This is a genomic window from Cobetia sp. LC6 (assembly GCF_030264805.1).
Classification (GTDB): Bacteria; Pseudomonadota; Gammaproteobacteria; order Pseudomonadales; family Halomonadaceae; genus Cobetia.
Genome location: NZ_JASSPL010000013.1, coordinates 83,862 through 110,839, shown reverse-complemented (window position 1 = coordinate 110,839; position 26,978 = coordinate 83,862). Strand labels below are relative to the sequence as shown.

Here is a 26,978-nt window from a genome sequence, read left to right as displayed (position 1 = left end):
ACGCCATGCGTCCCCGGCAGCGGATGCGTACTTTACGCACGAACCGCCGTGAGGGCAAGGGCTTTTTCAAGAGATTGTCATTCTCGGGACATGCAGATGACATCTCCGCTCAGCCCTTCTCTTCTCTCCTCGATCTTGTCTCTCTTCATCTTCTTGCTCTTGCCTCGTTTTTGCTTGCTGACATCTTCCCTTGGCCAGCAACGCATTCGGCCCCGCCAAAAATGGCGGGGCCGAATATCGATCATCACACTGCTGGCAGCTGACGCTTACTTGTTGCCGCGCAGCTTGCGCCCCAGCGCCATGATCGGGCCACTGGCGACATAGCAACCGAACAGGCCCAGCAGCATCACGGACGGCTCCAGCGAGATGACCACGAAGGCCAGCACGATGGCGAGCAGCGCCACGAAGGGCACCGGCCCCTTGAGGTCGATTTCCTTGAAGCTGTAGTAGCGGATGTTCGACACCATCAGGATACCGGCAGCCGCGACCACGAAGACCATCAGCGACTTGAAGGCGAAGGTCTCGGCGTCGAAGTTGTGCATGGTCCATACGCAGCCGGCCACGAGTGCCGCCGCTGCCGGACTCGGCAGACCGATGAACCACTTCTTGTCGGTGGAGCCGATCTGGACATTGAAGCGCGCCAGACGCAGCGCAGCGCCTGCCACGTAGACGAAGGCGGCGATCCAGCCGATCTTGCCGACATCCTGCAGAATCCAGCTGAAGGTGACCAGCGCCGGCGCCACGCCGAAGGACAGCATGTCCGCAAGGCTGTCGTACTCGGCACCGAAGGCGCTCTGGGTGTTGGTCAGGCGCGCCACACGACCGTCCAGGCCGTCGAGCACCATCGAGACGAAGATGGCGATGGAGGCGTTGGCAAACTCCCCGTTCAGCGCGCACACCACAGCGAAGAAGCCGGAGAACAGCGCGGAGGTGGTGAACAGGTTGGGCAGCAGATAGATGCCACGCCGACGAACGGGCTTGCCGTCCTCGATGGCTTCTTCCACGACTTCGCTGTCGTCGGTGAACTCCTCCACTACCTTGTCCAGCACTGAACTGCTGCGGCGTGTCTGTGCTTCGGGGGCTTCGTCTGCGCCGGGATGTCGATTTTCGTCAGTCATGGGATTCCTTGCATCATGCCTCGTCGTGGCAGGGTAACCACATTCTACACCTGCCAGTGAGCGCGAATAGTGGTGACACCCTAGCGGCCTCACCGTCGACTGTCACTTCCCTCTCCCATTCGATAGCCCTTATAGAGCAGCAACGCAAGCGGGGCGCCCTCCTGATGGAGAGCGCCCCGCTCATTTCACGCCGGATCCAATAGCCAGGATCAGTTGCGTGACTTGTCGACCAGCTGGTTGGCAGTGATCCACGGCATCATGCCGCGCAGCTTCTCACCAGTCTGCTCGATCGGATGCTCGGCGTTCTGGCGACGACGGGCCGTCATGGACGGGTAGTTGGTGTTGCCTTCCTGGATGAACATCTTGGCGTATTCACCGCTCTGGATGCGCTTGAGCGCATTGCGCATGGCGACACGGGACTGCTCGTTGATGACTTCGGTGCCGGTCACATACTCGCCATACTCCGCGTTGTTGGAGATGGAGTAGTTCATGTTGGCGATGCCGCCTTCGTACATCAGGTCGACGATCAGCTTGAGCTCGTGCAGGCACTCGAAGTAGGCCATTTCCGGCGCGTAGCCCGCTTCGGTCAGGGTCTCGAAGCCCATCTTGACCAGCTCGACCGCGCCACCACACAGGACAGCCTGCTCGCCAAACAGATCGGTTTCGGTCTCGTCCTTGAAGGTGGTCTCGATGATGCCGGTACGGCCGCCGCCGACGCCAGCCGCGTAGGACAGTGCGATGTCCTTGGCCTGGCCAGTCGCATCCTGGTGGATGGCGATCAGGTCCGGGATACCGCCGCCCTTCACGAACTCGGAACGCACGGTGTGACCCGGTGCCTTCGGCGCGATCATGATGACGTCGAGGTCAGCACGCGGCACGACCTGGTTGTAGTGGACGTTGAAGCCGTGAGCGAAGGCCAGGGTCGCGCCCTGCTTCAGGTTCGGTTCCACCTGGTTCTCGTAGATGGCCTTCTGGTTCTCGTCCGGCGCCAGAATCATGACCAGGTCGGCAGCCTTGACCGCTTCCTCGACTTCAGCAACCTTCAGGCCAGCCGCTTCGGCCTTGGCCCAGCTGGAGGAAGAGCGACGCAGGGCTACGGTGACGTCGACGCCGGATTCCTTCAGGTTGTTCGCGTGGGCGTGGCCCTGGGAACCGTAACCGAGGATGACCACCTTCTTGCCCTGGATGAGGGAGAGGTCACAATCCTTGTCGTAATAGAGTTTCATCGTCATTGCTCCTGGCGGCTCACCCCGTCAGCGGGATGGCGTGAGATCTTGAAAGAGTGTCTGTTGTTCTTGCGACCCTTCCCGCGAGGGAAAGGCGTATGACAGTGTCCAGCGCCGACGGCCATCTGTCTCGGCCGCTCTGCGTCCCCGGGAGGTCGTGCGCCTTGAATCAAGGTTTGCCGTCCTCCTCCTGCGCGGCGATGAGTCCACCTTACCTGCACCCAAGCATTGCGTAAAATGCTATATTTGCACCATCATATGCCGTAATACGCAACACAAGCCATTTCTCCCTTCAGCACTCACCGACAGCGGACTCCGGCATGGACAATCGCCAACTCAAGCAATTCCTGACCCTCGCCGAAACGCTGCATTTCGGGCGCGCCAGCACAGCCTGCCACCTGAGCGCCTCTGCCCTGTCACGGGCCATCCGGGCCATGGAGGAGGAACTGGGCGTCAGCCTGTTCGAGCGCGACAACCGCAGCGTCGCGCTGACACCGGCGGGTGAACGCTTCCGTCGTCATGCTCGCGAACTCCTGAGTCAATGGGATGACATTCGCCAGTCACTGCTGGAAGACAGCGATGAACTGCGTGGCGAGCTCTCCCTGTATTGCTCGGTGACAGCCAGCTACAGCTTCCTGTATGAGATTCTGGCCACCTTCCGTGCCCGCCATCCGCATGTAGAGCTCAAGCTGCATACCGGCGACCCCGCCGTGGCATTGGAACGCGTCCTGATGGGCCACGAGGACCTGGCGATCGCCGCGCGCCCCGACGTGCTGCCTTCCCGACTAGCCTTCACCGACTTCGCCGAGTCGCCGCTGCGCTTCATTGCCCCGCGCCGTGATGGCCCCGGCCATCAGCTGGAAGGCATCGACGAGGCGGACGATTCGGCGGCGAGTGATGACCACATCGACTGGACCCGCGTGCCGATGATCCTGTCGGAGACCGGCCTGGCCCGTGAGCGCTTCGATGCCTGGTGCCATGAGCGTGGCATCAAGCCTCGCCTATATGCCCAGGTTGCCGGCAACGAGGCCATCGTCAGCATGGTCGGGCTGGGCTTCGGGATCGGCGTGGTGCCACAGATCGTGCTCGACAATTCGCCGCTGGCCGATCAGGTGCGCATTCTCGATGTCGATCCGCCGCTGACCCCCTACAAGGTCGGCCTGTGCGTACAGGAAAAACGCCTGCGTCACCCGCTGGTGCGCGCATTGTGGGAGCAACTGCCCGGCTCGCCGCAGCGCCCCGCTGACTGATACCTGGTAGCGAGCCAACGAAAATGGCGCAGCAACGAAAACGGCGCCCCGAGGGGCGCCGTTCTTGACTTGCGTTTCCACCACCACCGTCTTACAGGCTCAATACCTTCTCACCGCGGGCAATGCCGGAGACACCGGTACGCGCCACTTCCAGCACGCCTACCGGCTGCATCGCCGCCAGGAAGGCATCCAGCTTGCCACCGTCGCCGGTGATCTGGATGGTGTAGAGGCTCGGCGTGATGTCGACGATCTGGGCACGGAAGATGTCCGCCGTGCGCTTGATCTCGTCACGCTGGGCACCCAACGCCTTGACCTTGACCAGCATCAGCTCGCGCTCGATGTGGCTGCCCTCGGTGAGATCCACCAGCTTGACCACATCCACCAGCTTGTTGAGGTGCTTGGTGATCTGCTCGATGACGCGATCCTCGCCGACCGTGGTGACGGTCAGACGGGACAGGGTCGCGTCTTCGGTCGGGGCCACGTTGAGGGTCTCGATGTTGAAGTTGCGCTGTGAAAACAGGCCGACGACCCGTGACAGCGCGCCCGGTTCGTTTTCCATCAGAATGGAGATGATATGGCGCATCAGGTCCGCTCCGTCTTCGTAAGCAGCATGTCACGCATGGAGCCGAGAGGCACCTGCATCGGATAGACGTGTTCACGCGGGTCGACATAGATGTCGAGGAACACCAGCTCGTCCTTGTTGCGGAAGGCGTCTTCCAGCGCAGGCTCGAGCTCCTCCACCGTGTGCACCTTGATGGCCCGGAAGCCATAGGCGCCGGCCAGCTGCACGAAGTCAGGCAGCGACTCCATATAGGAATGCGAGTGACGGGACTTGTAGTTCAGGTCCTGCCACTGACGCACCATGCCCAGCGACTGGTTGTTGAGGTTGATGATCTTGACCCCGATCCCATACTGCTTACAGGTCGAGAACTCCTGCATCATCATCTGGAAGCTGCCTTCACCGGTGAACAGCACCACATCGTCTTCCGGGTAGGACATCTTGATGCCCATGGCCGCCGGGAAACCGAAGCCCATGGTGCCCAGACCACCGGAGGTGATCCAGCGGTTGGGCCGCTGGAACTTGTAGTACTGGGCGGCGAACATCTGGTGCTGACCGACATCGGTGGCGACGAAGGCTTCGCCACGCGTCGCACGGTGCACGGCTTCCACCACCTGCTGCGGCTTGAGCGGCTCGCCCGGGGCAGACGGCTCATACAGCTTGCCTTCGCGCTCGGCACGCCAGCCATCGATCTGGGACCACCAGGCCTCCAGTGCGTCAGGGTTGGCCAGCTCACGGCCCTGCACCAGGCTGATCATCTCGTTGATCACGGCATCGGCCGGACCGACGATCGGCACATCGGCGCGCACGGTCTTGGAGACCGAGCTCGGGTCAATGTCGACGTGGATGATCTTGGCCGTCGGGCAGAACTTCGAGGTGTTGTTGGTCACGCGGTCATCGAAGCGCGCACCGATGCAGATGATCAGATCGGCGTGGTGCATGGCATTGTTCGACTCGTAGGAGCCGTGCATGCCGGGCCAGCCCAGGCACTGCCGATCCCCCTGCGGGTAGGCACCGATGCCCATCAGCGAAGTGGTGATCGGGAAGTTGAGGCGGCGTACCAGATCAGTCAGCGCTTCGCTGGCACGCCCGGACACCACGCCACCACCGGTGAAGAACAGCGGGCGACGTGCCTTGAGCATCAATTCGACGGCTTTCTTGATCTGACCACTGTGGCCGCGGGTGACCGGGCTATAGGAGCGCATGCGTACCTTTTTGGGGTAGCTGTACTCATAGCGTTCGGTCGGGGCGGTCATGTCCTTCGGGATATCGATGACGACCGGCCCCGGGCGACCACTGGAAGCCAGATAGAAAGCCTTCTTGATCACCTCGGGAATCTCGCTCGGATGCTTGATCGAGAAGCTGTGCTTCACGATCGGGCGAGTCACACCGACGATGTCGGTTTCCTGGAAGGCGTCTTCACCGATCAGGTGACTGGCGACCTGGCCACACAGCACGACCATGGGAATCGAGTCCATGTAGGCCGTGGCGATACCGGTGACGGCATTGGTCGCGCCCGGGCCTGAGGTGACCAGCACCACACCCGGCTTGCCGGAGGCGCGCGCGTAACCATCGGCGGCGTGGGTCGCGGCCTGCTCGTGACGGACCAGAATGTGCTGGACCTTGTCCTGGCGGAACAGGGCGTCATAGATATGCAGCGCCGCTCCACCGGGGTAGCCGTAAATATATTCCACGCCCTCGTCGTGCAGGGCGCGGGCGATCATGTCAGCGCCGGAAAGCAATTCCACTTGGTTATTCTCCCCTGGAGGTCTCGAGTGCGTCCGGCGGCAATGCGCAAGCCGGATCGAGTGCGACCTGAATGTCGCTACCGCAGAAATTGCGGCACCTGATGCCAAACCCTGGCGTCTGCGGCCCGGTTAGGGCCTGCACTCTTGTCGCATCGGTTGGATGCGGTCGGGGCTGATGGCCGGTCGGTACGGTTGGCGTACCCGGACCGGCGTATCCTTTGACAGGCGGACAGCGACTCAGCGTCTGTCCTTCACGCGGCGCTTCGAGGGTCGCCCGAATGGCCGCGCCCGCAATCAGGAATGGTCAAGAGTCCAACAGCCGCAAGTGGCTGTCAACTCAACCTTACGCCAGTGTGCGCCGCCTGCGCCAATTGCCACACCGGTAACAACGAATCCGGCCATAAGCGTGCGCAAAACCTCACCAACAGCCATAAATTCGCAATTTTCTGCTTCGTGAATTTCAGCCTACCTCACGCTGGGTTGTCTATTTGCGTTCGGACGGCAGACACGAAAACGCCCCTCCGCAAGCGGAAGGGCGTTTTCGTCACGGTGGGGCGGCGCTCACGGGCACGCGTTTCAGCGCGTGAAGGTCAGTTCCCCGCCCTCTTCGTCGACACGGATCACATCACCGGGCACGAAGTCGCCACCCAGCAGCGCCTGGGCCAGCGGGTTCTCGATACGACTCTGGATGGCGCGCTTGAGCGGACGAGCGCCATAGACCGGATCGAAGCCTGCCTTGGCCAGCAGCGCCATCGCGGCATCGGTGATATCGAAGCCGAGATCGCGATCGGCCAGACGCGCCTTGAGACGTTCAAGCTGGATGCCCGCGATGGAAGCAATCTGCGCCTGCCCCAGCGCGTGGAACACGACCACTTCGTCGATGCGGTTGATCAGCTCCGGTCGGAAGTGATTGCCGACGACTTCCATCACCGCCGTCTTCATGTCGTCGTACTGGAAGGCCGCCTTGCGCTCGGCACGCTCGTCGGCACTTTCCGTACTGCCATCATCTTCCGCCAGCTCACCATTGAGGCCGCTCATGCGCTGGATCATTTCCGAGCCCAGGTTGGAGGTCATCACGATCACGGTATTGCGGAAATCGACGGTACGCCCCTGGCCATCGGTCAGACGGCCATCTTCCAGCACCTGCAGCAGGATGTTGAAGACATCCGGGTGTGCCTTCTCGACCTCGTCGAGCAGCAGCACGGAGTATGGCTTGCGGCGCACGGCCTCGGTCAGATAGCCGCCCTCTTCATACCCGACATAGCCGGGAGGCGCGCCGATCAAGCGAGCCACGGAGTGCTTCTCCATGAACTCGGACATGTCGATGCGCACCATCGCCTCTTCGGTGTCGAACAGGAAGCTGGCCAGTGACTTGCAGAGCTCCGTCTTGCCGACGCCGGTCGGGCCAAGGAACAGGAAAGAGCCGTTGGGACGATTCGGATCCGACAGCCCCGCGCGTGAGCGACGCACCGCATTGGACACCGCGATCACCGCCTCGTCCTGACCGATCACCTTCTCGTGCAGCGCCTCTTCCATGCGCAGCAGCTTGTCACGCTCGCCTTCGAGCATCTTGGCGACCGGGATGCCGGTCCAGCGCGAGACGACCTCAGCAATCTCTTCCTCAGTGACATTGGAGCGCAGCAGCACGTGAGCAGAGGTATCCGCCTCGCCTTCGCCGGCTTCGCTGATCTGCTTCTCGAGCCCCGGGATCACGCCGTATTGCAGTTCCGACATACGGCTGAGGTCGCCGGCACGACGCGCCTGCTCCAGATCGATACGCGCCTGTTCCAGCTCCGCCTTGAACTGGGCCGCGCCCTGGATGCTGGACTTCTCGGCCTTCCAGACTTCATCGAGGTCGGCGTATTCACGCTCCAGCTCCGAGATCTGGTCCTCAAGCGCGCCGAGGCGCTTGAGCGCCGCCTCGTCGGTCTCCTTCTTGAGCGCTTCCCGCTCCATCTTGAGCTGGATCAGGCGGCGATCGAGACGGTCCATCTCCTCCGGCTTGGAATCCAGCTCCATGCGGATGCGTGACGCGGCTTCATCGATCAGATCGATCGCCTTGTCCGGCAGCTGGCGGTCCGTGATGTAACGCGAGGACAGGCGTGCAGCGGCGATGATGGCGCTGTCGGTGATGTCGACCCCGTGGTGTACCTCGTAGCGCTCCTTCAGGCCACGCAGGATGGCGATGGTGTCTTCCTCGCTGGGCTGGTCGACCTGCACCTTCTGGAAGCGGCGCTCGAGTGCGGCATCCTTCTCGATGTACTGGCGATACTCGTCAAGCGTGGTGGCACCGACACAGTGCAGCTCGCCGCGCGCCAGCGCCGGCTTGAGCATGTTGCCGGCGTCCATCGCGCCTTCGGCCTTGCCCGCGCCGACCATGGTGTGCAGCTCGTCGATGAACAGGATGACCTGGCCTTCTTCCTGCGCCAGCTCCTTCAGCACCGACTTGAGGCGCTCCTCGAATTCGCCGCGGAACTTGGCCCCCGCCAGCAACGAGCCCATGTCGAGAGACAGCACGCGCTTGTTCTTGAGACCTTCCGGCACCTCGCCATTGACGATACGGCTGGCCAGCCCCTCGACGATGGCGGTCTTGCCGACACCAGGTTCACCGATCAATACCGGGTTGTTCTTGGTGCGGCGCTGCAGCACCTGGATCGTGCGACGAATTTCCTCGTCACGCCCGATCACCGGATCGAGCTTGCCATCCCGTGCGCGTTCGGTGAGATCCAGGGTGTACTTGTTGAGCGCTTCGCGATTGTTCTCGGCATCGGCATCGCCCACGGCTTCGCCACCGCGCAGTGCATCGATGGCGGAGGTCAGGGCGGGCTTCTTGATGCCCGAGGAGGTGAACAGCTTGCCGAGATCACCGCCCAGCTCCAGCGCGGCCAACAGCGCGAGCTCGGAGGCGATGTATTGATCGCCGCGCTTCTGCGCTTCGCGATCGGCCAGATTCAGAAGCTTGCCGAGGGCCTGCGAGGGCGCGACATTGCCGTCGAACTGGGACACGGTCGGCAGGTCATCCAGCTGGCGCTTGAGACCACTCATCAGACTGGTGGCATCGCCGCCCGCCTTGTTGACCAGTGCCTTGAGACCGCCATCGCGGTCTTCAAGCAGGGCCAGCAGCAGATGCTGCGGGTGAATTTCATTGTGGCCTCGCCCGACGGCGAGCGACTGGGCATCCGCCAGAGCGTTCTGCAGCTTGCTGGTCAGTTTGTCGATGCGCATGGTGCTGTCTCCTGAGAGTCATGGCGGTACTCCTTTTCTCAGGAGCTTCGCCTGTAACTTTTCGTATCTGACTCTCAAGATGGGGACTGGCGCACGGCTTTCAAGGCAGGATTCGCCGCACTGCAGCATGTTGTGCCATTTGCCTGATCCAGGTCAGTTTCCCGCCCCGCCGGCCATCACCTTTGCCACACACAGAAACGCCCCGCCAACCTGGGACATCAGGTCAACGGGGCGTTTGTGGGTACTGAATGTCGAGCTTGTGGAATGCGCAGACCAGGCCCCTGGACAGTGATTTCTGCTCGGCGCCTCAGCGCAGCCAGATCACCGTGGCGAGGCGCCCGGTCACGCCATCATCACGCCGGTGGGAGTAGAAACGCGACTCCGAGGCGGTGCAGAAGTGGCCACCACTGACATGACCGACTCCGGCACGCTCGAGACGCAGACGTGCCAGCTTGTAGAGGTCGCACATGTAGTGACCAAGCCGGTAGGGACTGGCCTCGAAGGCATCATCGGCCTCAGGCAGGTCCGCGATGAAGGCATCATGCACCTCGGGGCCGACCTCGAACTGCGCATTGGAGATCGCCGGCCCCAGCCAGGCCATCAGCTCGCCGGGGTCATCGCCGAGACGCTCGATGGTAGCTTCCAGCACGCCTGCGACCAGCCCGCGCCAACCCGCATGTGCCACGCCGACACGCGTGCCCTGCCGATCACAGAACAGCACCGGCAGGCAGTCCGCCGTCATCACCACACAGGCCTGCCCGGTGCCGGTACTGATGCAGGCATCCGCCCGTGGCGGCGCATCCGGCCGGCCCTCGGCATGGCAGACATCGAAGGCATCCACCACCTGAGTGCCGTGCACCTGATCCAGCCACGCCAGCGGACGGCCGTCATCGACCTCCGCCGCGAGAAGCTCACGCACCTGCGCCACCATCGCCGGGTCATCCCCCACATGCAGCGCCGGATTGAAGCCGGCATACGGCCCCTGGCTGGGGCCGCTCTCACGCGTGGTCACGAAGGCCTGCACCGGGCTCGGCGCGGGCCAGTCCGGCAGTATCAGGGTCGGGCGTAGACTCTCGTCGTGCATAACCTCTCCTTGTGCGGCGTGTCGCGCGAGCCTGCCGCCTCAGCGAGCGATGTCTTCCTTGAGATAGTCGATCAGCACCAGCATGTCGCCCGGCATCTCGGCGCGGAATTCGACTTCCTTGCCCGTGATCGGGTGGATGAAGGCGAGACGGCGGGCATGCAGTGCCTGACGCGGGAACTGGCGCAGCAGCTCCTTGAGCGGGTCACTGGCCCCCGGCGGCAGCTTCAGACGCCCGCCGTAGACCGGGTCTCCAACCAGCGGATAGCGCTGGTGCGCCATGTGCACGCGAATCTGGTGGGTACGCCCGGTTTCCAGCTTGCAGCGGATATGGGTGTGGCCCCGGAAACGTTCCACCACGCGGAAGTGGGTGACCGCCGGCTTGCCACTGTGGGTAACGGCCTGACGCTTGCGGTCCTTGGGGTGACGCCCGATGGGCGCATCCACGGTAGCACCGGAGGTCAACACGCCCGTGACGACGGCATCGTACTCGCGTGACACGGTACGGGCCTGCAGCTGCTCGACCAGGTCCGCCTGGGCGGTCAATGACTTGGCCACCACCATCAGTCCGCTGGTGTCCTTGTCGAGACGATGCACGATACCGGCACGCGGCATCATGGAATTGCCCGGACAATGATGCAGGATGGCGTTGAGCAGCGTGCCATCGTGGTTACCCGCGCCCGGGTGCACGACCATGCCATGCTCCTTGTTGATGACCAGCACGTCGTCATCTTCATAGACGATCTCGAGCTCGATATCTTCCGGCTCGTGGCTGACTTCTTCTTCAAGCTCGGCGGTCAGGGCCAGACGTTCACCGCCATAGACCTTCTCGCGAGGTTTTACGGCGGCACCGTCGAGGGTCAGCGCACCGGTCTTGATCCAGTGCTTGAGACGCTCGCGGGAATAGTCGGAGAAGATCTCGGCGCAGGCCTGATCAAGGCGCATGCCAATCATCGCCTCCGGGATCCGCTCTTCGCGGTTGATGGTGTCTGCCATATTGCTCTCTGAGGCCGTTTCGCACGAAAGGGCCTTTGCTTTATAGTGAGTGCGGATCGGCGGATTCTAGCATGCCCGCCATGGATTGCCCGAGATGAGGAAACCGATGCGCGCCCTTCCCTTGACTGCCCTCGCCCTGGCCAGCACCTTGCTGGCTGGCTGTGCGTCCAACGAGCCGGCACCGGATCTTCAGGAGCAGGACCTGTATCGTCAGGCCCAGGTTTCTCTGGATACCAGCCGCTTCAACTCCGCTGTGCAACAACTTGAAGCCCTGGATACTCGCTTCCCGTTCGGCAGCTACGCCGAACAGTCGCAGCTGGAGCTGATCTACGCCTATTACCAGGTCGACAACTGGGAGGCGGCACGCGCCGCGGCCAGCCGTTTCATTCGCCTGCACCCCGATCACCCGCAGGTCGATTATGCCTACTACATGCGTGGACTGGCAGCATACAGCGCGGGCCGTTTCAGCCTGGAATCCCTCGATCTGATCGATATTTCCAAGCGTGACCTGGGCGCGACACGCGATGCCTACGTCGACTTCGGTGAGCTGGTACGTCGTTTCCCCAACAGCACCTACGCGGCAGATTCCCGTCAGCGCATCATCTATCTGCGCAACGTACTGGCACGCGGCGAGCTGCAGACAGCCGATTTCTACCTGCGCAAGCAGGCCTATCTGGCTGCCGTGAAGCGTGGTGAGTGGGTCATTGAGCACTACCCTAACACTCCTGCCACCCGCGATGCGCTGGCCGTGATGGTCGAGGGCTATCTGGGCCTCGGTCTGCGTGACCGTGCCAGCGAGACGCTCAAGGTGCTGATCCAGAATGATCCGGACAATGAACGTCTGGATGGCCGTACCTTCGAGCCGCGTTACGTGAAGGCTGACGACCTGACGGTCTGACGACTGGCAGGCAACACCATCGAAAAGCCCGTGATCATCGATCACGGGCTTTTTCGTGCTGCCAGCATGGCCAGAATCGTCGAATTCAGGCGCTTTCAGCGTCTTGCGCAAAGAATCCGCAATCCGTCATTCGCCAGCCACCCAGCCATTGACGATCGGGTAGCGACGATCACGCCCGAAGCCGCGCGGCGTGACACGCACGCCGACCGGTGCCTGACGACGCTTGTACTCGGTACGGTCGACCAGACGCACCACGCGATAGACATCCTCTTCCTCGAAGCCCGAGCGGATGATCGCCTCGGCGCTCATGTCACCCTCGATATAGTGGGTGAGAATCGCATCCAGGGTGTCGTAATCCGGCAGCGAATCACTGTCGAGCTGGTCTTCGGCGAGCTCGGCGGACGGCGGGCGCGTGATGACACGCTCCGGAATCGCCGGGCCCATGGTGTTGCGCCAGTTGGCGAGGCGGAACACCCAGCTCTTGTAGACATCCTTGAGCGCGTTGTAGCCGCCGACCATGTCGCCGTAGAGCGTGGCGTAACCCACCGCCATCTCGCTCTTGTTGCCGGTGGTCAGTACCATCAGGCCCTTCTTGTTGGAGATGGCCATCAGCAGCACGCCACGACAGCGCGACTGCAGATTCTCCTCGGTGGTGTCGCGCTCGCTGCCGGCGAAGCTCTCCGCCAGGGTCTCGGTGAAGGCCTCGACCATCGGCGCGATGGGCATCACCTCGTAATTCACACCCAGCAGCTTGGCCTGCTCGGCGGCGTCTTCCTTGGAGATGTCCGCAGTGTAGTGATACGGCATCATCACGGCGTGCACGCGGTCCGCGCCCAGTGCATCAACGGCGATGGCCAGCGACAGGCCGGAATCGATGCCCCCGGAAAGCCCCAGCACCACACCCTTGAAGCCACTCTTGTTGACGTAGTCACGCAGCCCGGTGACCAGTGCACAGTAGAGTGACTCTTCCGGCGACAGCAGCTCGGCGATCTCGCCGCTCTGCGGCGCCCAGCTGCCACCTTCCTTCTTGAGGAACTGCACCGGCATCAGGCCGACATCCCACCACGGCGCCTGCACGCAGGTCTTGCCGTCGGCATCGATGGCGGCAGAGCCCCCGTCGAAGACCAGCTCATCCTGACCGCCGATCTGGTTGACGTAGACCAGCGGGCAATTGACCTCGGCTGCCCGCTCGGCGAACAGCTGATTGCGCTCGGCCGGCTTCTCCAGGTGATAGGGCGAGGCGTTGAGGCTGACGAGAATCTCGGCACCGGCATCCCGCGCCTGACGGACCGGCGTGCCGTCCCACAGGTCTTCACAGATGACGATGCCCAGACGGGCGCCGCGGCACTCGACCACACACGGCTCGGTGCCCGGCGTGAAGTAGCGCTGCTCATCGAAGACCTGATAGTTGGGCAAGGCCTGCTTGGCATACTCGGCGATCCACTCACCATCCTTGAGCACGCCGGCCAGGTTATAGCGCTTGCCGTCACGCATGCCGGGGTAGCCGACGATGACCATCACGCCCGGCGCGACCTTCTTCGCCATCTGGGCGCGCGCCTCCTCGAGGCGGGATTCCATGGACTCGCGCAGCAGCAGGTCTTCCGGCGGGTAGCCGGTCAGACACAACTCGGGCAGCACTACGACATCGGCCTTGTGCTCAAGACTCGCTTCACGCACCGATTCGATGGCACGCGCAGTGTTGCCGGGAATATCACCGACCAGCGGGTCGAGCTGGGCCATCACCAGAGTCAGATCTTGCATGCGGTAAGGATCTCTCGATTGGCGGTTCGATAAGGGGCCAGTACACTGTGGCCAGACATCTGGCTCAGACCACTGAGCCGTGCACCGGCCCACCTGTCATCATGTTGGCCGCCATTGTCCCGCAAGGTCGCGCCGCTGGCAAAAGCCACGCGCGCCGCCTCATCTGGGAGTCATATAGGAATGAGCCTGTTGATCATCCGTCTGCTGGTTTTCGTCGCCCTGTTCTGGGCCGGCCTGCGCCTTTACCGCATGTATCGCCAATGGAAGCTGAGTCAGGACAGCCACAATGACGGCCAACCTGCCGAGCGCGAAGCGCAGAACATGGTGCGCTGCGCCTACTGCGATCTGCATCTGCCGGAAAATGACGCCATCCGCCATGAGGCGCTGCATTTCTGCTGCCAGGAACACCAGCAGCACTTCCTCGACGAAGGACCGCGCAAATGATTCGCCACCGAGACGAGATGCTCGCTGGCGAACGACAACACACAATCCCTCAGGCCCAGCGGGTCTCGACGGCATCTGATGATGTATCCAGCGCAGCGATCTCGGCCAGCAGGGCCTCGGGCTGATAGCGGGCTGGGTCGATGATCGGTGTACGCCCGAGCAGTTGATCCGCCAGCAGGCGGGTCGAGGCCGGCGCCAGTACCAGCCCGTTGCGGTAATGGCCGGCATTGACGTGCAGGTGGCGGCGTTCAGGCACGGCACCGATGAAGGGCGTGCCGGTCGGCGAACCGGGGCGCAGTCCCGCCCAGTGGTGCTCGACCTCACACTGCGCCAGCGCGGGGATGATCTCGCAGGCGCTCTTGATCAGTGACTCGCGTGCCTCAAGGGTGGTCGCCTTGTCGAAACCGACCTCCTCCAGCGTCGAGCCGGCCACGATGCGACCATCGCCCCGCGGTATCACATAGCGCCCATTCTTGAGCACCACGCGCTCCACCAGCCCCTTGGGCGCCTTGAACAGCACCATCTGGCCGCGTACCGGCCGCACCGGCAGCGCAAGCCCCGCCTCACTCAGAATCTCTCGACTCCAGGCACCACCGCAGACCACGACCTGTCCGGCAGACAGCACCGAATTGGCGGTCTGTACGCCGATGGCGGTGTCGTCCTGCAGCAGAATGCCCTGCACCGCGACATTCTCCAGCAGGCGCACGCGCGGGTGAGCGTCGAGCGCGGCACGCAGTGACTTGCCCAGACGCGGATTGCGGATACTGCCCAGCGTCGGCATCCACAGCGCCGACTCGCAACCGGACGCGACCGCCGGAGCCTTGTCATAGACGAAGTCGGCGTCCACGCGCGTCAGCGGCTTGGCATATTCCCGGGACCAGGCCAGTGCCTGCTCGGCATCCTCGACATTCAGGTACAGCAGACCCTGCTGGCGATATTCGGGGTCGATACCGGTAGTCTCGATCAGGCGCTCGGCCAGCGTGGGATAGAAGCCTTCCGACCAGGCAGACAGGCGCGAGATCGGCGCGCTATAACGCCACGGATACAACGGCGAGACGATACCCCCGCCCGCCCATGACGCCTCACGCCCACACTGGCCTCGCTCGACCAGCGTGACCTCGGCCCCGCCATCTGCCAGCTCCAGCGCAGTCAGCATGCCGATCACGCCACCGCCTACCACCACAAAGTCATTCACGCCTGTTCGCTCCTGCCATCAGCCCGGGAAAGGGATCAAGAATACGCCGCCCGCAAGGTGGTGCAAGCGAGCCGCAGGCAATCCAGCATTGCGCCGAGTCTCCAGCATTGGCCATAGCCGAGCGCTTCACGGCTACCAGCAATCACCATCGCCGGTCGTGTCGCGGACACCGGTATTGGTAAGAGTCAGCGCGGGGCAGTCGGCATCGGCACTCTGAGGCGCCACCGCGGTCGCGATGAGCGTGAAGCGGGTCGTCGTGGCGCCATCCTCCAGGCTCAGGGTGTAATAGCCTTCCGGCGACTCGGTGGCACGTCCCAGCCCTTCCTCATCACAATCACTGTCGCCGGCGATGCTGGTCGCGTAGCCACCGCAACGCGCCATGTAGCGCTCCTGGGCCTGGGCCAATGACATCAGTGCCGCCTGCCCATCGGCACGACGCGAGCGGATTACCTGATCCTGATAGCTCGGGTAGGCGATCGCCGCGAGAATGCCGACGATGACGATCACGATCATGATCTCCGTCAGGGTGAAGCCTGAAGCGTACCGGCGCCGAGACAGACGCGAACGGGAAGAGAGAAGACTGGCCATGAAGTGCTTCCTTGAAGAACGTGAATGAAAGACTTGGGTGAAAGACTAAGACGAAGGACTTGAGTGAAAGACCAAGGCGCAAGACTCGGCTAAAAGACTCCGGGCAAGCCTGCCTGAAGGAAGTAGACCTTGCTGAAAGGCAAGGCGCCGCCACCCGGGGGAAGGCGTGGCGGCGCAGCGTGTCATCCTGGCCTGATGTACGAGGCGGGCTCAGCGCAGTTGATACCAGGAGACACGGCCGGTGTCCGTCGAGCTGGATACGTTGAGATCATAGGACGAGACACCGCCCTCCTCGCTGCCCAGCGAACTGGTGCCCACGTAGACCGTATCGCCGACACTGACACTGGACGTCGGTGTGCCGCTCAACTTGATGCTGACGATGACATTGCCGACGGCGACGGTGTCATCAACGAGGGTACCGACCAGGTCATCGGCGCTGAAGGCCTCATCCTGATTGAAATCGAAGATGGTCACATAGCTGCCTTCGCTATCGTCATAGGTCGGCAGGCCTGTCTCGGTATCCAGCGCGACCAGCCAGCCACCGCCGGTACTTTCACAGAAGTTGGTTCCGGTACTGGACGTGCTGGTGGAGAAGACCACCAGGTTGGAGAGCAGATTGGCCGGCTCGACCAGCTCTTCCTGCTCGGAGGCATCCAGATCCAGATACCAGCCGAAGCGATCCGTGTCTTGATCCTCGAGCTGGCTGGGATAGTAGGCAAAGCTGTCGCCGCCAAGGGTCCGGCCTGTCAGCTCGCCGTTGGTGTAACTGCCGCTGACGAAGTTGCGTGCCTCAAGGTCACTGCGCGTCAGGCTGGTATGACTGCCGCCGGTATCCAACACGGTGTAGAGGCTCTGCGTGACCCAGGCTTCATCTTCGGCGTCGGCGTACATGTCTTGGCCGGTTCCTAAGGACACCAGCAGGTTGGGCGAAGACATGGTCTGCGTGCCTGCGGAGTAACGGCTCAGCGTCGGCTTGACCGTGATCGGTTGCAACGCATCCGTCTGGCACTCCCCGCCAGTCAGGCTGGTAGCACAGGCCGTGAACAGGCGCGTGACACTCCACTTGCTGCTGTCGTCGTCACTGAGGTCAAACTTCCACAGTCGCCCCTGCAGGTCTCCGCCATAGGCGAAATCGACGGTACCATTGCTGTCGAGGTCCGCGACCTGCAGGTTCGCCAGTCCGCCGGTCACCCCGCTGGGGGACAGCTTGGCGATCACGCCGCCGGCGTTGACGCCATCAAGCTCCAGCGCGAACAACGTCGGCGCAGCGTTCTCATCGGCCGTTTCCAGCCCATTGCCGACCAGCACCGCACTATCACCGTTGTTCAGTGACACGATATGCGCGCTGCCGTAGACATGCCCCATGTCATCGTCGTCGCTGGCACCGAATTCCCAGCGCACCACATCATCTTCGTCGAAGTCTTCGCCTGCCACGGCCTTGGTGACATTGAGCGCGAACAGGCCGCGTCCACCGCCAGCGAGACCGGATACCAGCCACTCCTCGCTATTCAGGCTGGCCAGACGCAGTTCACCGTCGACGTAGTAGCGATGCTGATAGCCCGGATCCGTCAGATACCCCAGCCCTGCGTCGTCCTCCTCGCTGTAGAGCAGCTCCGGAATGTAGGCGAACTGCTCGTTGCCGGTCTCGAGGTCGAAGGCATGCAGCATGCCGTCGTTGGCCCCGACGAAGACACTGCCCTCTGTCGTCGAGTCATCACGAGTCACGACGACAGGCGATGAGCCGATGATGTCTCCCAGCTGGACGCCAGTGCGATTACGCAGACCATCACCTTCGTATTCATCGCTGCCCCGTAACCACTCGATCGCGGCCTTCACATGGTCATCGGTGGAGTTGCCACCGACCTCCATGCGCGCGAGATCGTTGCGCTGGCTGGAGCTCAGGCGGCCCGCGTTGTCGGTCGTGAACTCGACTCCGTTACCGCCGGACATGGTGAAGACCGTACGCGATTCAAGGCCATCCTCATCCTCCAATGCCTCACTCAGCTGGGTGGCAGCACTCCAGACCTGGTCGTCGTCCTCGACCTCCTTGCCCTCCTGGACCGACGAGGCCACCACGTCTCCCGTCCAGGTCGAGGCGGAATAGCGGCTCTCGACCAGTCGGCTGTCCGTCTCGACACTGGCCGTCGTCAGGTTGGTGGAGAGACCACTGACACTGTTGCCGACCGCGACGATCTCGGAGGCGATTGCCGCCAGCGCCGAGACGAGGTCCGTCGGGCTGGAGGCATTGAAGTAGGAGCCGCCGCCATCGATGGCGGCCTGTTCCAGGTCATCGATGGTGCTGGAGCTGCTCTCCAGAACACGCTTTTTATCACTCCATTCATCACTGTCTGAATCAACTCCAAATGCGACAGTGTAGGTCGTCATTATTTGATTTTCATAGGTGCCGCTCCCAAAATCAGGAAGCAAATCATTATTAGCATAATAATAGGCCACATCTGCCAAGGTAGTGCTACCAGCCTCAACATACTTATAGGAGAACCAAGAATAAACCAGGTTATACCATGACCTACCATCTTTATTAGCATCGCCTATAGTATCTTCGAGCTCAGATGATAAGGCTGTACTGCCTGAGTTCCAAAAACCATCTGTAACCAACACTGTGAAATTCTGTTGGCACATCCCTCCCTCGTCATTAGAGAGAATAGGAGAGTTACCTAAGGTTGGATAATTTCCCTTATAGTATTCACCTGCATGGTAAAGTGCTTCCCGCAAGGGTGTCCCACGATAGCTCGAACTGTCACTTATCTCCGTATCTACTATAGCCTTTTGGACCTCTTCTAGATGCTTGTTACCGCTATCACTTGTAGTCACTAACTCGACCACAACTCCTAAAACATTGGTCACTAACTCAACAATTTTATCGACTATATCATCAACAATAACTTTTTCTGACCCAGATCGCGGATTTATAGTCAAATAACCAGTGCGATAATCGGTACCAGACAATAGCTCCAAACTCGCGGCTTTACCTACGCTTAGTCGATTACGATAGTAAGTAAACCAATTTGCATAGTTAACTTTTTCTTCCTTAGAAAGAGTTGGGCTAGATATCATGACTTTCGTATTGCTTTTGCACCCCTGCCCAGTATAGTAACGAAAGTTAAGTTTCGGATCGGTCAAATCAACCACATTATCCCATGAACTTCCTTTACTGAAGTCAATCCATGCAGCAGTAGGATCCATGTTGTCATAACGTTCTTCAGACTTGCCTTTTTTCCAGGGAAGATAAGTCTGATCCGGGTCGTAGGCCTGCTTATTCTCTTCCGCACAAAAGAACTTATTATCCAAGTCCAGTGGCTGATAATCTCCACAAATCGTGCGATTACCCTTGGTCCAACAATCATTGTAAACCAGATCATAAGACTGCTCAGACTCTCCACCCTCAAAAGTGTCTTCAAAAGACATCGAGCCCGAGTCATCCAGCACCAGCAGGACATTGGGGGTGACGCCGACGCTCTGGGTGGTGGGCAACTGGAGTAGCGTGTCGCTGTCTGCCAGCACGGGCAGGGTGACCATCATCAGTCCGCCTGACATCAGGGCTGGAAGGTGAAGACGACGCAAGCCGCTGCGGCGGGGTGAGTGCTTCGATTTCATCGATAGATTCCCTTCAATCGGCCATCATGATTTCGCTTTGCACCACTGCCAGTGCACGCTTCCTGCTATCAGGGTCACCAGCGCTCTCAAGACTCCAACCGGCGGCCGTGATGCGAAAGGCATTCAACAACTGACTGCTGCTCAGGTTATCGTCATTCAGCACGCCTTCCGTCGTCTCTCCGAGATACTCGATGACATAGTTGCCGTTGTCAGCCGCATCACCGCTCAAGACCCCCTCTCCCTCCCAGGCATCTGCCTGCAGAGGATCGAAGCCCAGCTCCTCCCCCGCCGTCACGTCGTAGAAGCCGTCCCCATCGAAATCATCCAGGGTCAGCTCCCCCTCGAGCAGACGACTCTCCGCCTGTTGCTGAAGGCTCTCGGCCTCCGCATAGGCGTTGTCATAGAACTGGGTATTCATCAACATGCGGGTCTGCAACTGGGTATCTTCATTGCCCGTCACCGCCATCACGCCCACCACGATCAGCATGATCAGCACGACCAGCAATGCCATGCCTTGCTGGCGCGGCGGCCGGGGAGAACTCGACTGGTTCATAGACCGATATTCCTCGGGCTCAGAGTGATATCGAAGGTGCGTTGCAACTCACCGTCCCCCTCTCCCTCGACATTGATCGTCGGCGGCGTCTTGAGGGTCAGGCGGATGTGGATCCGTCTGACGCTGCTCCAGTCGTTCGCGGCTTTCACTTCCGCCACGCTGCGTTCCACTGTAAAGCGACTCGCGCTACCGCTGCCGGAGGCCGTATCGAAGGTCAGGTCCAGTGCTTCGACGTATCGTGCCACTTCTTCGCCACAGCCTGCTGCCGGATCGCCAGCGACATCCTCGCCGTTCAGGCATAGCCGAACGGGGGAGTCGTCATCGGTCTGTGACAGCAACAGGTACCAACGCTGCAGCGGATAGACATACGCCTGGGTCTGTATGGTGCCGCCATAGCCGTGCTCGACGGCGCTCGACAGCTCGAGCGAGTTGTTTCCATCACCCGAGAGGCGTGCAATGTCGCCGCTCTCACAGTCGCTGAGCAGCACGACGCTATCCGTTTCCAGCGTGCCGGAGGTGTAGTCTTCCAGGGTCAGCGAGGTATCGCCTTGGGCGACGCTCGCCCCGAGCTGCCAACCGCGCTGCGCTCCCAGCGCCGGTACCTGCAAGGCCAGACGACCGTAGGTAATCCCCGCCACCGTGTCGGACTCGGCCGTCAGAGGTGAGTCGGACAGTGCATGGCTGCCGGTGCCATCACTGACACTGCTCACCGACGCGCAGCCGGAAAAACCGGCATTGCGTACCAATGGCTGCAGGCGACGCGTGACATGGCGCGCAGACTCCTGCAGGTAAGACACGGCAGACGTCGTGTTGAGGGTAGAGCGCGAGGCAAGAAAGTATTCCAGCGCCATGGCGGAAATGAACAATCCCAGCACCAGTGCCAGCATCAACTCGACCAGACCGACACCCTGCTGGGCACGCCGTGAGAGAATCGAGCGCGGCGCCCGAGGCGAGCGCGACGCGAAGGCTCGCAGCGAGAGGGAGGCTTTCGACGACATCAGGGCACCACGCGTATCTGTAGGGTCTCGCTCAATATCTGGGCATCGGCGTCCATGCTGTCTTCGTTCTGTCCGAGCTGCGCGGCGCCACTCCAGCCGAGGGTCAGGGTGAGAAGGTCACTGCCGCTGCTGGCGATGGACCCGACCGGCGCGTTCAGACTGCTGTCCTCAAGCCTGTCCGCCCACACCGCCACATCACGGGCCGCTAGCTCGGCAACACTGCAGGGACAACCGCCCGGATTTCCTGCCCCCGCGGTGGAAAGCCCATCGTAGTCATCCACGCCATCGGGATTGGCCTGAATGCGCTCAGCCATGCTGACCAGGAGAATACGGGCTTCGGTACGCGCGTAACTCTCGTTGTTGCCCTGCAGACTTTCCATCTGCATGAGCCCGAACCCCAGCAATGTCAGCCCCATCAACAGCAGAGCGATCAACGCCTCCAGCAGGCTGGTACCTTGCTGGCCACCGCTTGCACGGGACACGCCAAGCTCAGCAACTCTGGTCATCGCTGCCATAAGTCTCCGTCAACACTCGTCCAATGGGAGTCAATTCAAGCTGGCGATGGCCCTGCCCGCCTGACTGATCGCAGATCAACAACCAGGTGGAATCAGAGGTCGCGCCCTGATCATCGAAAGTCACGCCGGCAACACCCGCCTGCACGGTGATGGCGGCATCAAACACGCGCAACAGGTCATCGCCCAGCGACGCCCGGGCCTCGGCCTGACTGCCCTGCACCACCGCCCAGCCATTGCTCCAGCTGGTGGAATTCATGCAGGCGTCACCCTGCGCATTCAGAGGGCAGAGCGTGATGTCGTTGCCGCTGGCCACCGCCTCGCTACGCGCATAGTTGATGGAAGACACGAGCGTCTCGGCCGTGCCGGTGACGGCGTTGCGCGCGACCACCCCCTGCCAGGCGGGAACGGCAATCGTGATCGTGATCACGAGAATGGCCAGCGTGATCATCAGCTCAATCAACGTGAAGCCTTGCTGGCGGCCCTGCTGACATCCATGCCGAAGTGCAGGAAAAAGCTGCATCGTCTTACCCCTGAAAGCCACGCAGACCAAAGCACCCTGCAGGGCGTGAAATTGGGCAATTTAACGTCTATGAACCACAGATGGAATCATTATGTTACACAAGATTACCCATCATCCCGAAAACTCCCCAGAACCACCGTTATTCCATATTTCTCGACTGGACCTCACTCACCAAACAAAAAGCCCCGATCATCGTAGATCGAGGCTTCATGCGCTTGCCATGCAATGTCGGCTGTCAGTGCCTACCAACAATCGCTGCTGTCAGTGCCTTCCGAGTCCTCAAGGACTGCCGCCCCCTTCACTCCCAACTCCGTGAGCGTAAAGGTGGCACAGTCCTCATCATTGGCCTGACTGCCGGTAGCAGTAGCGGTCAGGGTATAGCTGTCTGCATCTCCCGCAACGGCCAGATTATAGAAACCTTCCTCGCTGACAGCATCTGCCTGCCCCAGCCCGATACCATCGCCGCCGGCTCCGAGCGCATCTCCACAGCTGGTCGCCGCTGTCACGCTGGCCGTCGCGTATTCACCGCAGGTTGCCATGATGCGCTCCTGGGTCTGGGCAAGCGCCAGCAAGGCGGTGGTGGCGTCGGTGCGACGTGAGCGCTCCACCTGGTCCTGATAGCTGGGATAGGCGATCGCCGCCAGAATGCCGATGATGGCCACGGCAATCATGAGCTCCAGAAGACCGAAGCCGCCTTGTGCTCGAGAACCTGCAGTTCGCCTGATCATCAGCGCCCCCGACGCAGCAGCGTGATGTCGATGACCTGCTTCGGCTCACCACGTGGGTCGAAGCGCACCTCGACCTCCTGCCCCGGCGTGAGGTGGAAGGCCTTCAGCTCGCGCCCATTGCGGGTGAGTATCCGGCTCTCCGGCTGAAGCACGAAACCCATGTCGTCGACGAGCAGCTGATCTCCCTCACGCTCATCGATGACGCCGGTGACGCTCTGCTCCATGACCAGCGGAATCGGGGTATCTTCCGCCAGGGCCTGGGAGCTCCAGCTCGTGAAGAGCAAGCCCGCCGCCAGCATCAGTCCACTACCAGTCAGCTTGAGTCGTGATGTCTTCATGGTCTCTCTCCTAGCGCAGCTGATACCAGGCACTACGGCCTTCCAGGCCGTCGATCCCGAAATCCATGGCCATTTCGACCACCTGATTGGTACCGCCCTGGCCGACGTACTGGGTATCACCCAGGAATTTCGGTGAGGTGGGCTCGCCTTCTGTCTTGATCGATAGCACGACCTGATTGTTGACGTTGTCGCTCGCGTTGACCTCGCCGTCATCGTTGTAATCAAAGACCTGCTGCACATTGTTGTAGCTGCGCACCGGTTGTAGCCCATTGCGCAAGCTGAGCGCATTCAGCCAACCGCTGGCACCGCCAGTACAGGGGCCATTGGAGCCCGGGATGGTGGTATTGAAGACAATCAGATCACCACGGACAGCCGGGATGGTCACCAGACGCTCACCGGAGTCCGGTAGCTCCAGGTACCAGCCGTACTGCATACCATTGTTGTTCTGATTGGAATAATCGACGCCTACCCCTGTGACCGTACGCGCGTCACTCACACCACTGATATTGGAGAAGCTCTGCTTTTCCAGCTCGCCATGATGACGACGAGTCGAAGACCCGGTATGCAGCACGCTGTAGAAGGATTGCGTCGAGGTATCGACCGCATCCTGCAGCGTCAGCAATTGCCCGGTGCCCCAGTACACATTCAGGTACGGCGTATCGACGGTGCTGTTGAAGACACCGCTGCGTGCCACGGCTACCCGCGATGTGATGGGCTGTCGGTAAGCTGCCGGACAGGTCGATGACGTGCTGTTCAGGGCAACGGCACATGACTGGAAAAGACGCGATATTTCGCTGCTGCCGATGTTGCTCAGCGAGAACTCGCGCATGTCGAACACCCAGACATTGCCATGCAGATCGCCGGCATAGACCCAGTCGGTGATGCCATCGGCGTCGATGTCAGCCAGCTCAGGACTCGACATGCCATTGCAGTCACTGCTGGCAGAGGTGCACGACCCGCCGGCATTGCTGCCCTGTTGAGAATCCAGCAGCGCATAGTTGTCGGGGTCTTCCAGGTCCACGATGAACAACTTGGCACGCCCATCGCTGTCGGCGTTGTAGCCATTGCCGAAGATGGCATACCACTTGCCGTCGTCCAGACGCGCTACCTGAATATCGCTGAAGGTATAGCCAAGGTCCTCGTGGGTGAATTCCCACTGCACGATCTCGGCCGGTGAGGTGCCATTGGATTCACCCAATGACTCGAAGCCTTCAGGATCGGTGATATCCAGCATGTAGACCGCCTTGCCACCAGCGCCCAACCCACCCAGCAGGACCGAGTGCCAACCGGGCGCATCCTCATCGCCCAACTGGACATGCACGTCACGCGCGACCGGAGTGGCATCGACATAGTACTGGTGCACATAGTTCTGATCAGCGAGCTGGCGAATACCGCGCCCGCTCTCGATGCTGAAGGCGGCATACGGCATGTAGGCGAACTTCTCTTCACCGGTCTCCATGTCGATGGCGTGCAGCATGCCGTCGTTGGCACCAATGTAGATCATGTTCTGGCGGTCCTCATACAGCGTCTTGAAGGAGCGGTACGAAGACACTTCCATGTCATTGCGATAGCTGGCCGAAGGCGGCCCGACGATCGCCGGCGAGGCGTGGACGATATCTCCGAGATACTTGTCGTCACGCTCGCGGAACAAGGTGCCCTCGTAGACATCATCGCCCTTGAGATAACCGATCAGGTTTTCGAGATCCGACGTTCTGACACCAAGATTGGCGCCATCCAGCTTCAGGAAGGTACCGGTAGTGTCCAGGACGCGCCCCGTCAGCTGAGTCACGCCACTGGTGACGCCTCCTACCACTGAGCCGACACTGCCAAGAATGCCATCATCATCATCATCATCATCGTCGTCGTCGTCGTCATCATCATCCCGGACGGTTCTCCGCAGCGTTGCCAACAACGTGTCTGATAGTAGTGTTTCATCGAGGAAACCCACGAGGTCCAGTACCTGTTCAGCCTCCAGTGATCCGGCCTCCTCGATATCGAAGAAGAACGCCTTCTCATCCACTTCAGAGATCCCCGGATTGTAGGTAATCACCTTGCGGCTGGAGCTACGGCTATCATCCTCACGCAACCACTCCGCGACGGACCAATCAGAGGTGGCGCTCAAGGTGCCATTGGTGCCGATCTTGCGTGCAACGACATCGCCCGACCAATCAGCGGGATCATAGATGGTCTGAATCACGTACGCGCCGCTGGTCTGCCCACCACTGCTGATGTCCAGGCTACCGGTACTGGCCGCGCGTCCTGCGATCGACTGAGCGATATTGTTCAACGCATCAATCAATGCCTGCGGATTGGCGGCGCTGAGATATTCACCACGCCCGTTCCAGGCCGCATGGCGAAGATCGTCGATGGTGGTATTGGCGTTGGCGACCGGCTGCGGCCAGGTAAAGGCAGATTCAAGATCAGCAGGGTTCTCGGACAGCGAGCCATCCACACCGAAACCGACGGTGTAGGTCACCATGTGCTGAGCGGAGTTTTCATCCACTCCCGGTATGGTCGGCACGCTGTCGATCAAGTCAGTCCGCAGGTCCTCGCGATAATATTTCATCGCGACATCACCAAGCGTATTGGAATAGCTGTCACGGTGACTGGCACTGATGAATTCGCCGCTGCCACCGTCGACGTTACCGACACTGGGGCTGGCGCCATTCCAGTAGCCATCGGTCATCAATATGGAATAGTTCTGCTGACACATGCCGCCCTCATCCGCACTCAGAATGGGAGCCGAACGGCCAGTGCTGGAGTAATACTCACCGGCGCTCTTGAGCGCGGTACGCAGAGGAGTGCCACCGGAGGGATAGGCGGTAAACAGCTCCTCCAGCAGGGCTTCACGCTCATCAGTATCCGTCATGTCCGCAACGTTGCGATTGTTGCGGCTCTGGATGGTGCGCAGCCCGACCCGGGACTCATTGGCGTTGATCACACCGGCCATGGCAGATTTGGCCACCAGCATGCGGTCGCGATAGTAGGTGAACCAGTTGGCGAAATTGACTTGCTGAGCCGCGGACAGGTCTTCCACTTCAACGACATGATCATCGTCCAGATACAGGCGCCCAGAATTGCTGCGATAGACGCCGCATTCACCGTAGTCATAGTCCCCATCACCATTGTCGTCCCAGCGGACGTAGTAGGCGTCATCGCTCATCCTGGCCCAGCTGGTAGGCTCGTAGGGATCTTCACGGACATTCGACAGGCTCATGTTCTGATAGGCGATTCCCGCTCGATCAGCGCCCGCCCAGGGGGTGTAGGTCAGCGCAGGGTTGTAGGCCATGACATTGAAGCCCATGCAGGCCCCGATCGCCCCGCCAAGGTCTGATGAGTAAACGATACGATCATCGGCATCATGATTGTTCTCTATCCAGATCCCTCTCTTGGAATACACCCCGGTGTACCCCATCAGCGAGGAAGCAGGCTGGTAACCCCAATGCTCGACCCCCTTGTTAAGGGTATCCTCCCAGGCCATGCTGCCCGAATCATCCAGAATGAACAGGATATTGGGCTGGACTCCGGTCGCTTCCGTGACCGGAGCGCGGGCAATTTCCCCGGGAGCCGCCAGACAGGGCAAGGCGACAAGGCACAGGGCACCACTCAGCAGATAACGCAT

The 26,978-nt window shown here is 61.1% G+C and carries 22 protein-coding genes; 4 read left to right on the top strand and 18 right to left on the bottom strand.

The window, feature by feature from the left end; all coding sequences use genetic code 11:
* The coding region (locus tag QQF40_RS14475; protein WP_285461716.1) for a hypothetical protein at positions 1-263 on the top strand (263 nt) is incomplete at its 5' end.
* 3 nt (positions 264-266) lie between these two features.
* On the opposite strand, the gene pssA is transcribed toward QQF40_RS14475, so the two are convergent.
* Positions 267-1,118, bottom strand: coding sequence for a CDP-diacylglycerol--serine O-phosphatidyltransferase (pssA, locus tag QQF40_RS14470; RefSeq protein WP_054556944.1), 852 nt, complete (start codon positions 1,116-1,118; stop codon positions 267-269).
* A gap of 209 nt (positions 1,119-1,327) precedes the next feature.
* On the bottom strand, positions 1,328-2,344 hold the full coding sequence (gene ilvC, locus QQF40_RS14465; protein ID WP_043337232.1) for a ketol-acid reductoisomerase: 1,017 nt from the start codon (positions 2,342-2,344) through the stop codon (positions 1,328-1,330).
* A gap of 320 nt (positions 2,345-2,664) precedes the next feature.
* Here ilvC and ilvY point away from each other — a divergent pair, with 320 nt between their 5' ends.
* On the top strand, positions 2,665-3,594 hold the full coding sequence (gene ilvY / locus QQF40_RS14460; RefSeq protein WP_175090354.1) for an HTH-type transcriptional activator IlvY: 930 nt from the start codon (positions 2,665-2,667) through the stop codon (positions 3,592-3,594).
* Positions 3,595-3,685: 91 nt separating this feature from the next.
* Here the strand turns inward: ilvY and ilvN are convergent, their stop codons facing one another.
* The 5 genes from ilvN to rluD all read right to left on the bottom strand — a co-directional run bounded on the left by ilvN (position 3,686) and on the right by rluD (position 11,203).
* On the bottom strand, positions 3,686-4,177 hold the full coding sequence (gene ilvN / locus QQF40_RS14455) for an acetolactate synthase small subunit (protein ID WP_043337227.1): 492 nt from the start codon (positions 4,175-4,177) through the stop codon (positions 3,686-3,688).
* On the bottom strand, positions 4,177-5,901 hold the full coding sequence (locus QQF40_RS14450; RefSeq protein ID WP_175090353.1) for an acetolactate synthase 3 large subunit: 1,725 nt from the start codon (positions 5,899-5,901) through the stop codon (positions 4,177-4,179). The genes ilvN and QQF40_RS14450 overlap by 1 nt, the downstream gene beginning before the upstream one ends.
* A 576-nt stretch (positions 5,902-6,477) precedes the next feature.
* Entirely contained in the window at positions 6,478-9,126 is a 2,649-nt protein-coding gene (gene clpB, locus QQF40_RS14445; protein ID WP_175090352.1) for an ATP-dependent chaperone ClpB, read from the bottom strand.
* Positions 9,127-9,433: 307 nt separating this feature from the next.
* Positions 9,434-10,210: a peptidoglycan editing factor PgeF gene (gene pgeF, locus QQF40_RS14440; RefSeq protein ID WP_175090351.1), complete on the bottom strand. Its 777-nt coding sequence runs from the start codon at positions 10,208-10,210 to the stop codon at positions 9,434-9,436.
* A 39-nt stretch (positions 10,211-10,249) separates the two neighbouring features.
* The gene (rluD, locus tag QQF40_RS14435) at positions 10,250-11,203 is read right to left on the bottom strand and encodes a 23S rRNA pseudouridine(1911/1915/1917) synthase RluD (RefSeq protein WP_054556942.1); all 954 of its coding nucleotides are present in this window, start codon (positions 11,201-11,203) and stop codon (positions 10,250-10,252) included.
* A 94-nt stretch (positions 11,204-11,297) separates the two neighbouring features.
* On the opposite strand from rluD, the gene QQF40_RS14430 reads away from it, so the two are divergent.
* Positions 11,298-12,101 (top strand): outer membrane protein assembly factor BamD, encoded by an 804-nt coding sequence (locus tag QQF40_RS14430; protein WP_054556941.1) that lies wholly within the window; start codon positions 11,298-11,300, stop codon positions 12,099-12,101.
* A gap of 126 nt (positions 12,102-12,227) precedes the next feature.
* Here the strand turns inward: QQF40_RS14430 and QQF40_RS14425 are convergent, their stop codons facing one another.
* Positions 12,228-13,862: an NAD+ synthase gene (locus QQF40_RS14425; protein ID WP_285461715.1), complete on the bottom strand. Its 1,635-nt coding sequence runs from the start codon at positions 13,860-13,862 to the stop codon at positions 12,228-12,230.
* Between the two features lie 180 nt (positions 13,863-14,042).
* On the opposite strand from QQF40_RS14425, the gene QQF40_RS14420 reads away from it, so the two are divergent.
* Positions 14,043-14,306: a PP0621 family protein gene (locus QQF40_RS14420; protein ID WP_166020093.1), complete on the top strand. Its 264-nt coding sequence runs from the start codon at positions 14,043-14,045 to the stop codon at positions 14,304-14,306.
* 49 nt (positions 14,307-14,355) lie between these two features.
* Here QQF40_RS14420 and thiO read toward each other — a convergent pair whose 3' ends face one another.
* The 10 genes from thiO to QQF40_RS14370 form a co-directional block, all read right to left on the bottom strand.
* Positions 14,356-15,501 (bottom strand): glycine oxidase ThiO, encoded by a 1,146-nt coding sequence (gene thiO, locus QQF40_RS14415; RefSeq protein ID WP_285461714.1) that lies wholly within the window; start codon positions 15,499-15,501, stop codon positions 14,356-14,358.
* Between the two features lie 132 nt (positions 15,502-15,633).
* On the bottom strand, positions 15,634-16,089 hold the full coding sequence (locus tag QQF40_RS14410) for a type IV pilin protein (protein WP_153636655.1): 456 nt from the start codon (positions 16,087-16,089) through the stop codon (positions 15,634-15,636).
* Positions 16,090-16,299: 210 nt separating this feature from the next.
* Positions 16,300-18,474: a pilus assembly protein gene (locus QQF40_RS14405; protein ID WP_285461713.1), complete on the bottom strand. Its 2,175-nt coding sequence runs from the start codon at positions 18,472-18,474 to the stop codon at positions 16,300-16,302.
* Positions 18,475-19,717: 1,243 nt separating this feature from the next.
* The gene (locus QQF40_RS14400; RefSeq protein ID WP_175090347.1) at positions 19,718-20,257 is read right to left on the bottom strand and encodes a pilus assembly PilX family protein; all 540 of its coding nucleotides are present in this window, start codon (positions 20,255-20,257) and stop codon (positions 19,718-19,720) included.
* Positions 20,254-21,255: a PilW family protein gene (locus QQF40_RS14395; protein ID WP_285461712.1), complete on the bottom strand. Its 1,002-nt coding sequence runs from the start codon at positions 21,253-21,255 to the stop codon at positions 20,254-20,256. Before QQF40_RS14395 ends, QQF40_RS14400 begins: the two co-directional genes overlap by 4 nt.
* On the bottom strand, positions 21,255-21,761 hold the full coding sequence (locus tag QQF40_RS14390) for a hypothetical protein (protein ID WP_285461711.1): 507 nt from the start codon (positions 21,759-21,761) through the stop codon (positions 21,255-21,257). The genes QQF40_RS14395 and QQF40_RS14390 overlap by 1 nt, the downstream gene beginning before the upstream one ends.
* Complete coding sequence (locus QQF40_RS14385) at positions 21,745-22,290, bottom strand: GspH/FimT family pseudopilin (protein WP_215824657.1); 546 nt, start codon at positions 22,288-22,290, stop codon at positions 21,745-21,747. Before QQF40_RS14385 ends, QQF40_RS14390 begins: the two co-directional genes overlap by 17 nt.
* Before the next feature lie 242 nt (positions 22,291-22,532).
* Positions 22,533-22,961, bottom strand: a complete 429-nt coding sequence (locus QQF40_RS14380) for a type IV pilin protein (RefSeq protein WP_438940930.1) — start codon at positions 22,959-22,961, stop codon at positions 22,533-22,535.
* Between the two features lie 56 nt (positions 22,962-23,017).
* Positions 23,018-23,356, bottom strand: coding sequence for a hypothetical protein (locus QQF40_RS14375; protein ID WP_285461710.1), 339 nt, complete (start codon positions 23,354-23,356; stop codon positions 23,018-23,020).
* A 10-nt stretch (positions 23,357-23,366) separates the two neighbouring features.
* Complete coding sequence (locus QQF40_RS14370; RefSeq protein ID WP_285461709.1) at positions 23,367-26,978, bottom strand: pilus assembly protein; 3,612 nt, start codon at positions 26,976-26,978, stop codon at positions 23,367-23,369.

Bases quoted from the DNA above. Each gene is read 5' to 3' on its own strand.
- ilvN (WP_043337227.1), bottom strand. From the start codon at position 4,177: ATGCGCCATATCATCTCCATTCTGATGGAAAACGAACCGGGCGCGCTG.
- QQF40_RS14370 (WP_285461709.1), bottom strand. From the start codon at position 26,978: ATGCGTTATCTGCTGAGTGGTGCCCTGTGCCTTGTCGCCTTGCCCTGT.
- rluD (WP_054556942.1), bottom strand. From the start codon at position 11,203: ATGGCAGACACCATCAACCGCGAAGAGCGGATCCCGGAGGCGATGATT.
- pgeF (WP_175090351.1), bottom strand. From the start codon at position 10,210: ATGCACGACGAGAGTCTACGCCCGACCCTGATACTGCCGGACTGGCCC.
- ilvC (WP_043337232.1), bottom strand. From the start codon at position 2,344: ATGAAACTCTATTACGACAAGGATTGTGACCTCTCCCTCATCCAGGGC.
- QQF40_RS14395 (WP_285461712.1), bottom strand. From the start codon at position 21,255: ATGTCGTCGAAAGCCTCCCTCTCGCTGCGAGCCTTCGCGTCGCGCTCG.
- QQF40_RS14400 (WP_175090347.1), bottom strand. From the start codon at position 20,257: ATGAACCAGTCGAGTTCTCCCCGGCCGCCGCGCCAGCAAGGCATGGCA.
- QQF40_RS14385 (WP_215824657.1), bottom strand. From the start codon at position 22,290: ATGCAGCTTTTTCCTGCACTTCGGCATGGATGTCAGCAGGGCCGCCAG.
- pssA (WP_054556944.1), bottom strand. From the start codon at position 1,118: ATGACTGACGAAAATCGACATCCCGGCGCAGACGAAGCCCCCGAAGCA.
- QQF40_RS14420 (WP_166020093.1), top strand. From the start codon at position 14,043: ATGAGCCTGTTGATCATCCGTCTGCTGGTTTTCGTCGCCCTGTTCTGG.
- QQF40_RS14410 (WP_153636655.1), bottom strand. From the start codon at position 16,089: ATGGCCAGTCTTCTCTCTTCCCGTTCGCGTCTGTCTCGGCGCCGGTAC.
- QQF40_RS14380 (WP_438940930.1), bottom strand. From the start codon at position 22,961: ATGATTGCCGTGGCCATCATCGGCATTCTGGCGGCGATCGCCTATCCC.
- QQF40_RS14425 (WP_285461715.1), bottom strand. From the start codon at position 13,862: ATGCAAGATCTGACTCTGGTGATGGCCCAGCTCGACCCGCTGGTCGGT.
- ilvY (WP_175090354.1), top strand. From the start codon at position 2,665: ATGGACAATCGCCAACTCAAGCAATTCCTGACCCTCGCCGAAACGCTG.
- QQF40_RS14405 (WP_285461713.1), bottom strand. From the start codon at position 18,474: ATGACGACCTACACTGTCGCATTTGGAGTTGATTCAGACAGTGATGAA.
- QQF40_RS14430 (WP_054556941.1), top strand. From the start codon at position 11,298: ATGAGGAAACCGATGCGCGCCCTTCCCTTGACTGCCCTCGCCCTGGCC.
- clpB (WP_175090352.1), bottom strand. From the start codon at position 9,126: ATGCGCATCGACAAACTGACCAGCAAGCTGCAGAACGCTCTGGCGGAT.
- QQF40_RS14375 (WP_285461710.1), bottom strand. From the start codon at position 23,356: ATGAAGACATCACGACTCAAGCTGACTGGTAGTGGACTGATGCTGGCG.
- QQF40_RS14390 (WP_285461711.1), bottom strand. From the start codon at position 21,761: ATGACCAGAGTTGCTGAGCTTGGCGTGTCCCGTGCAAGCGGTGGCCAG.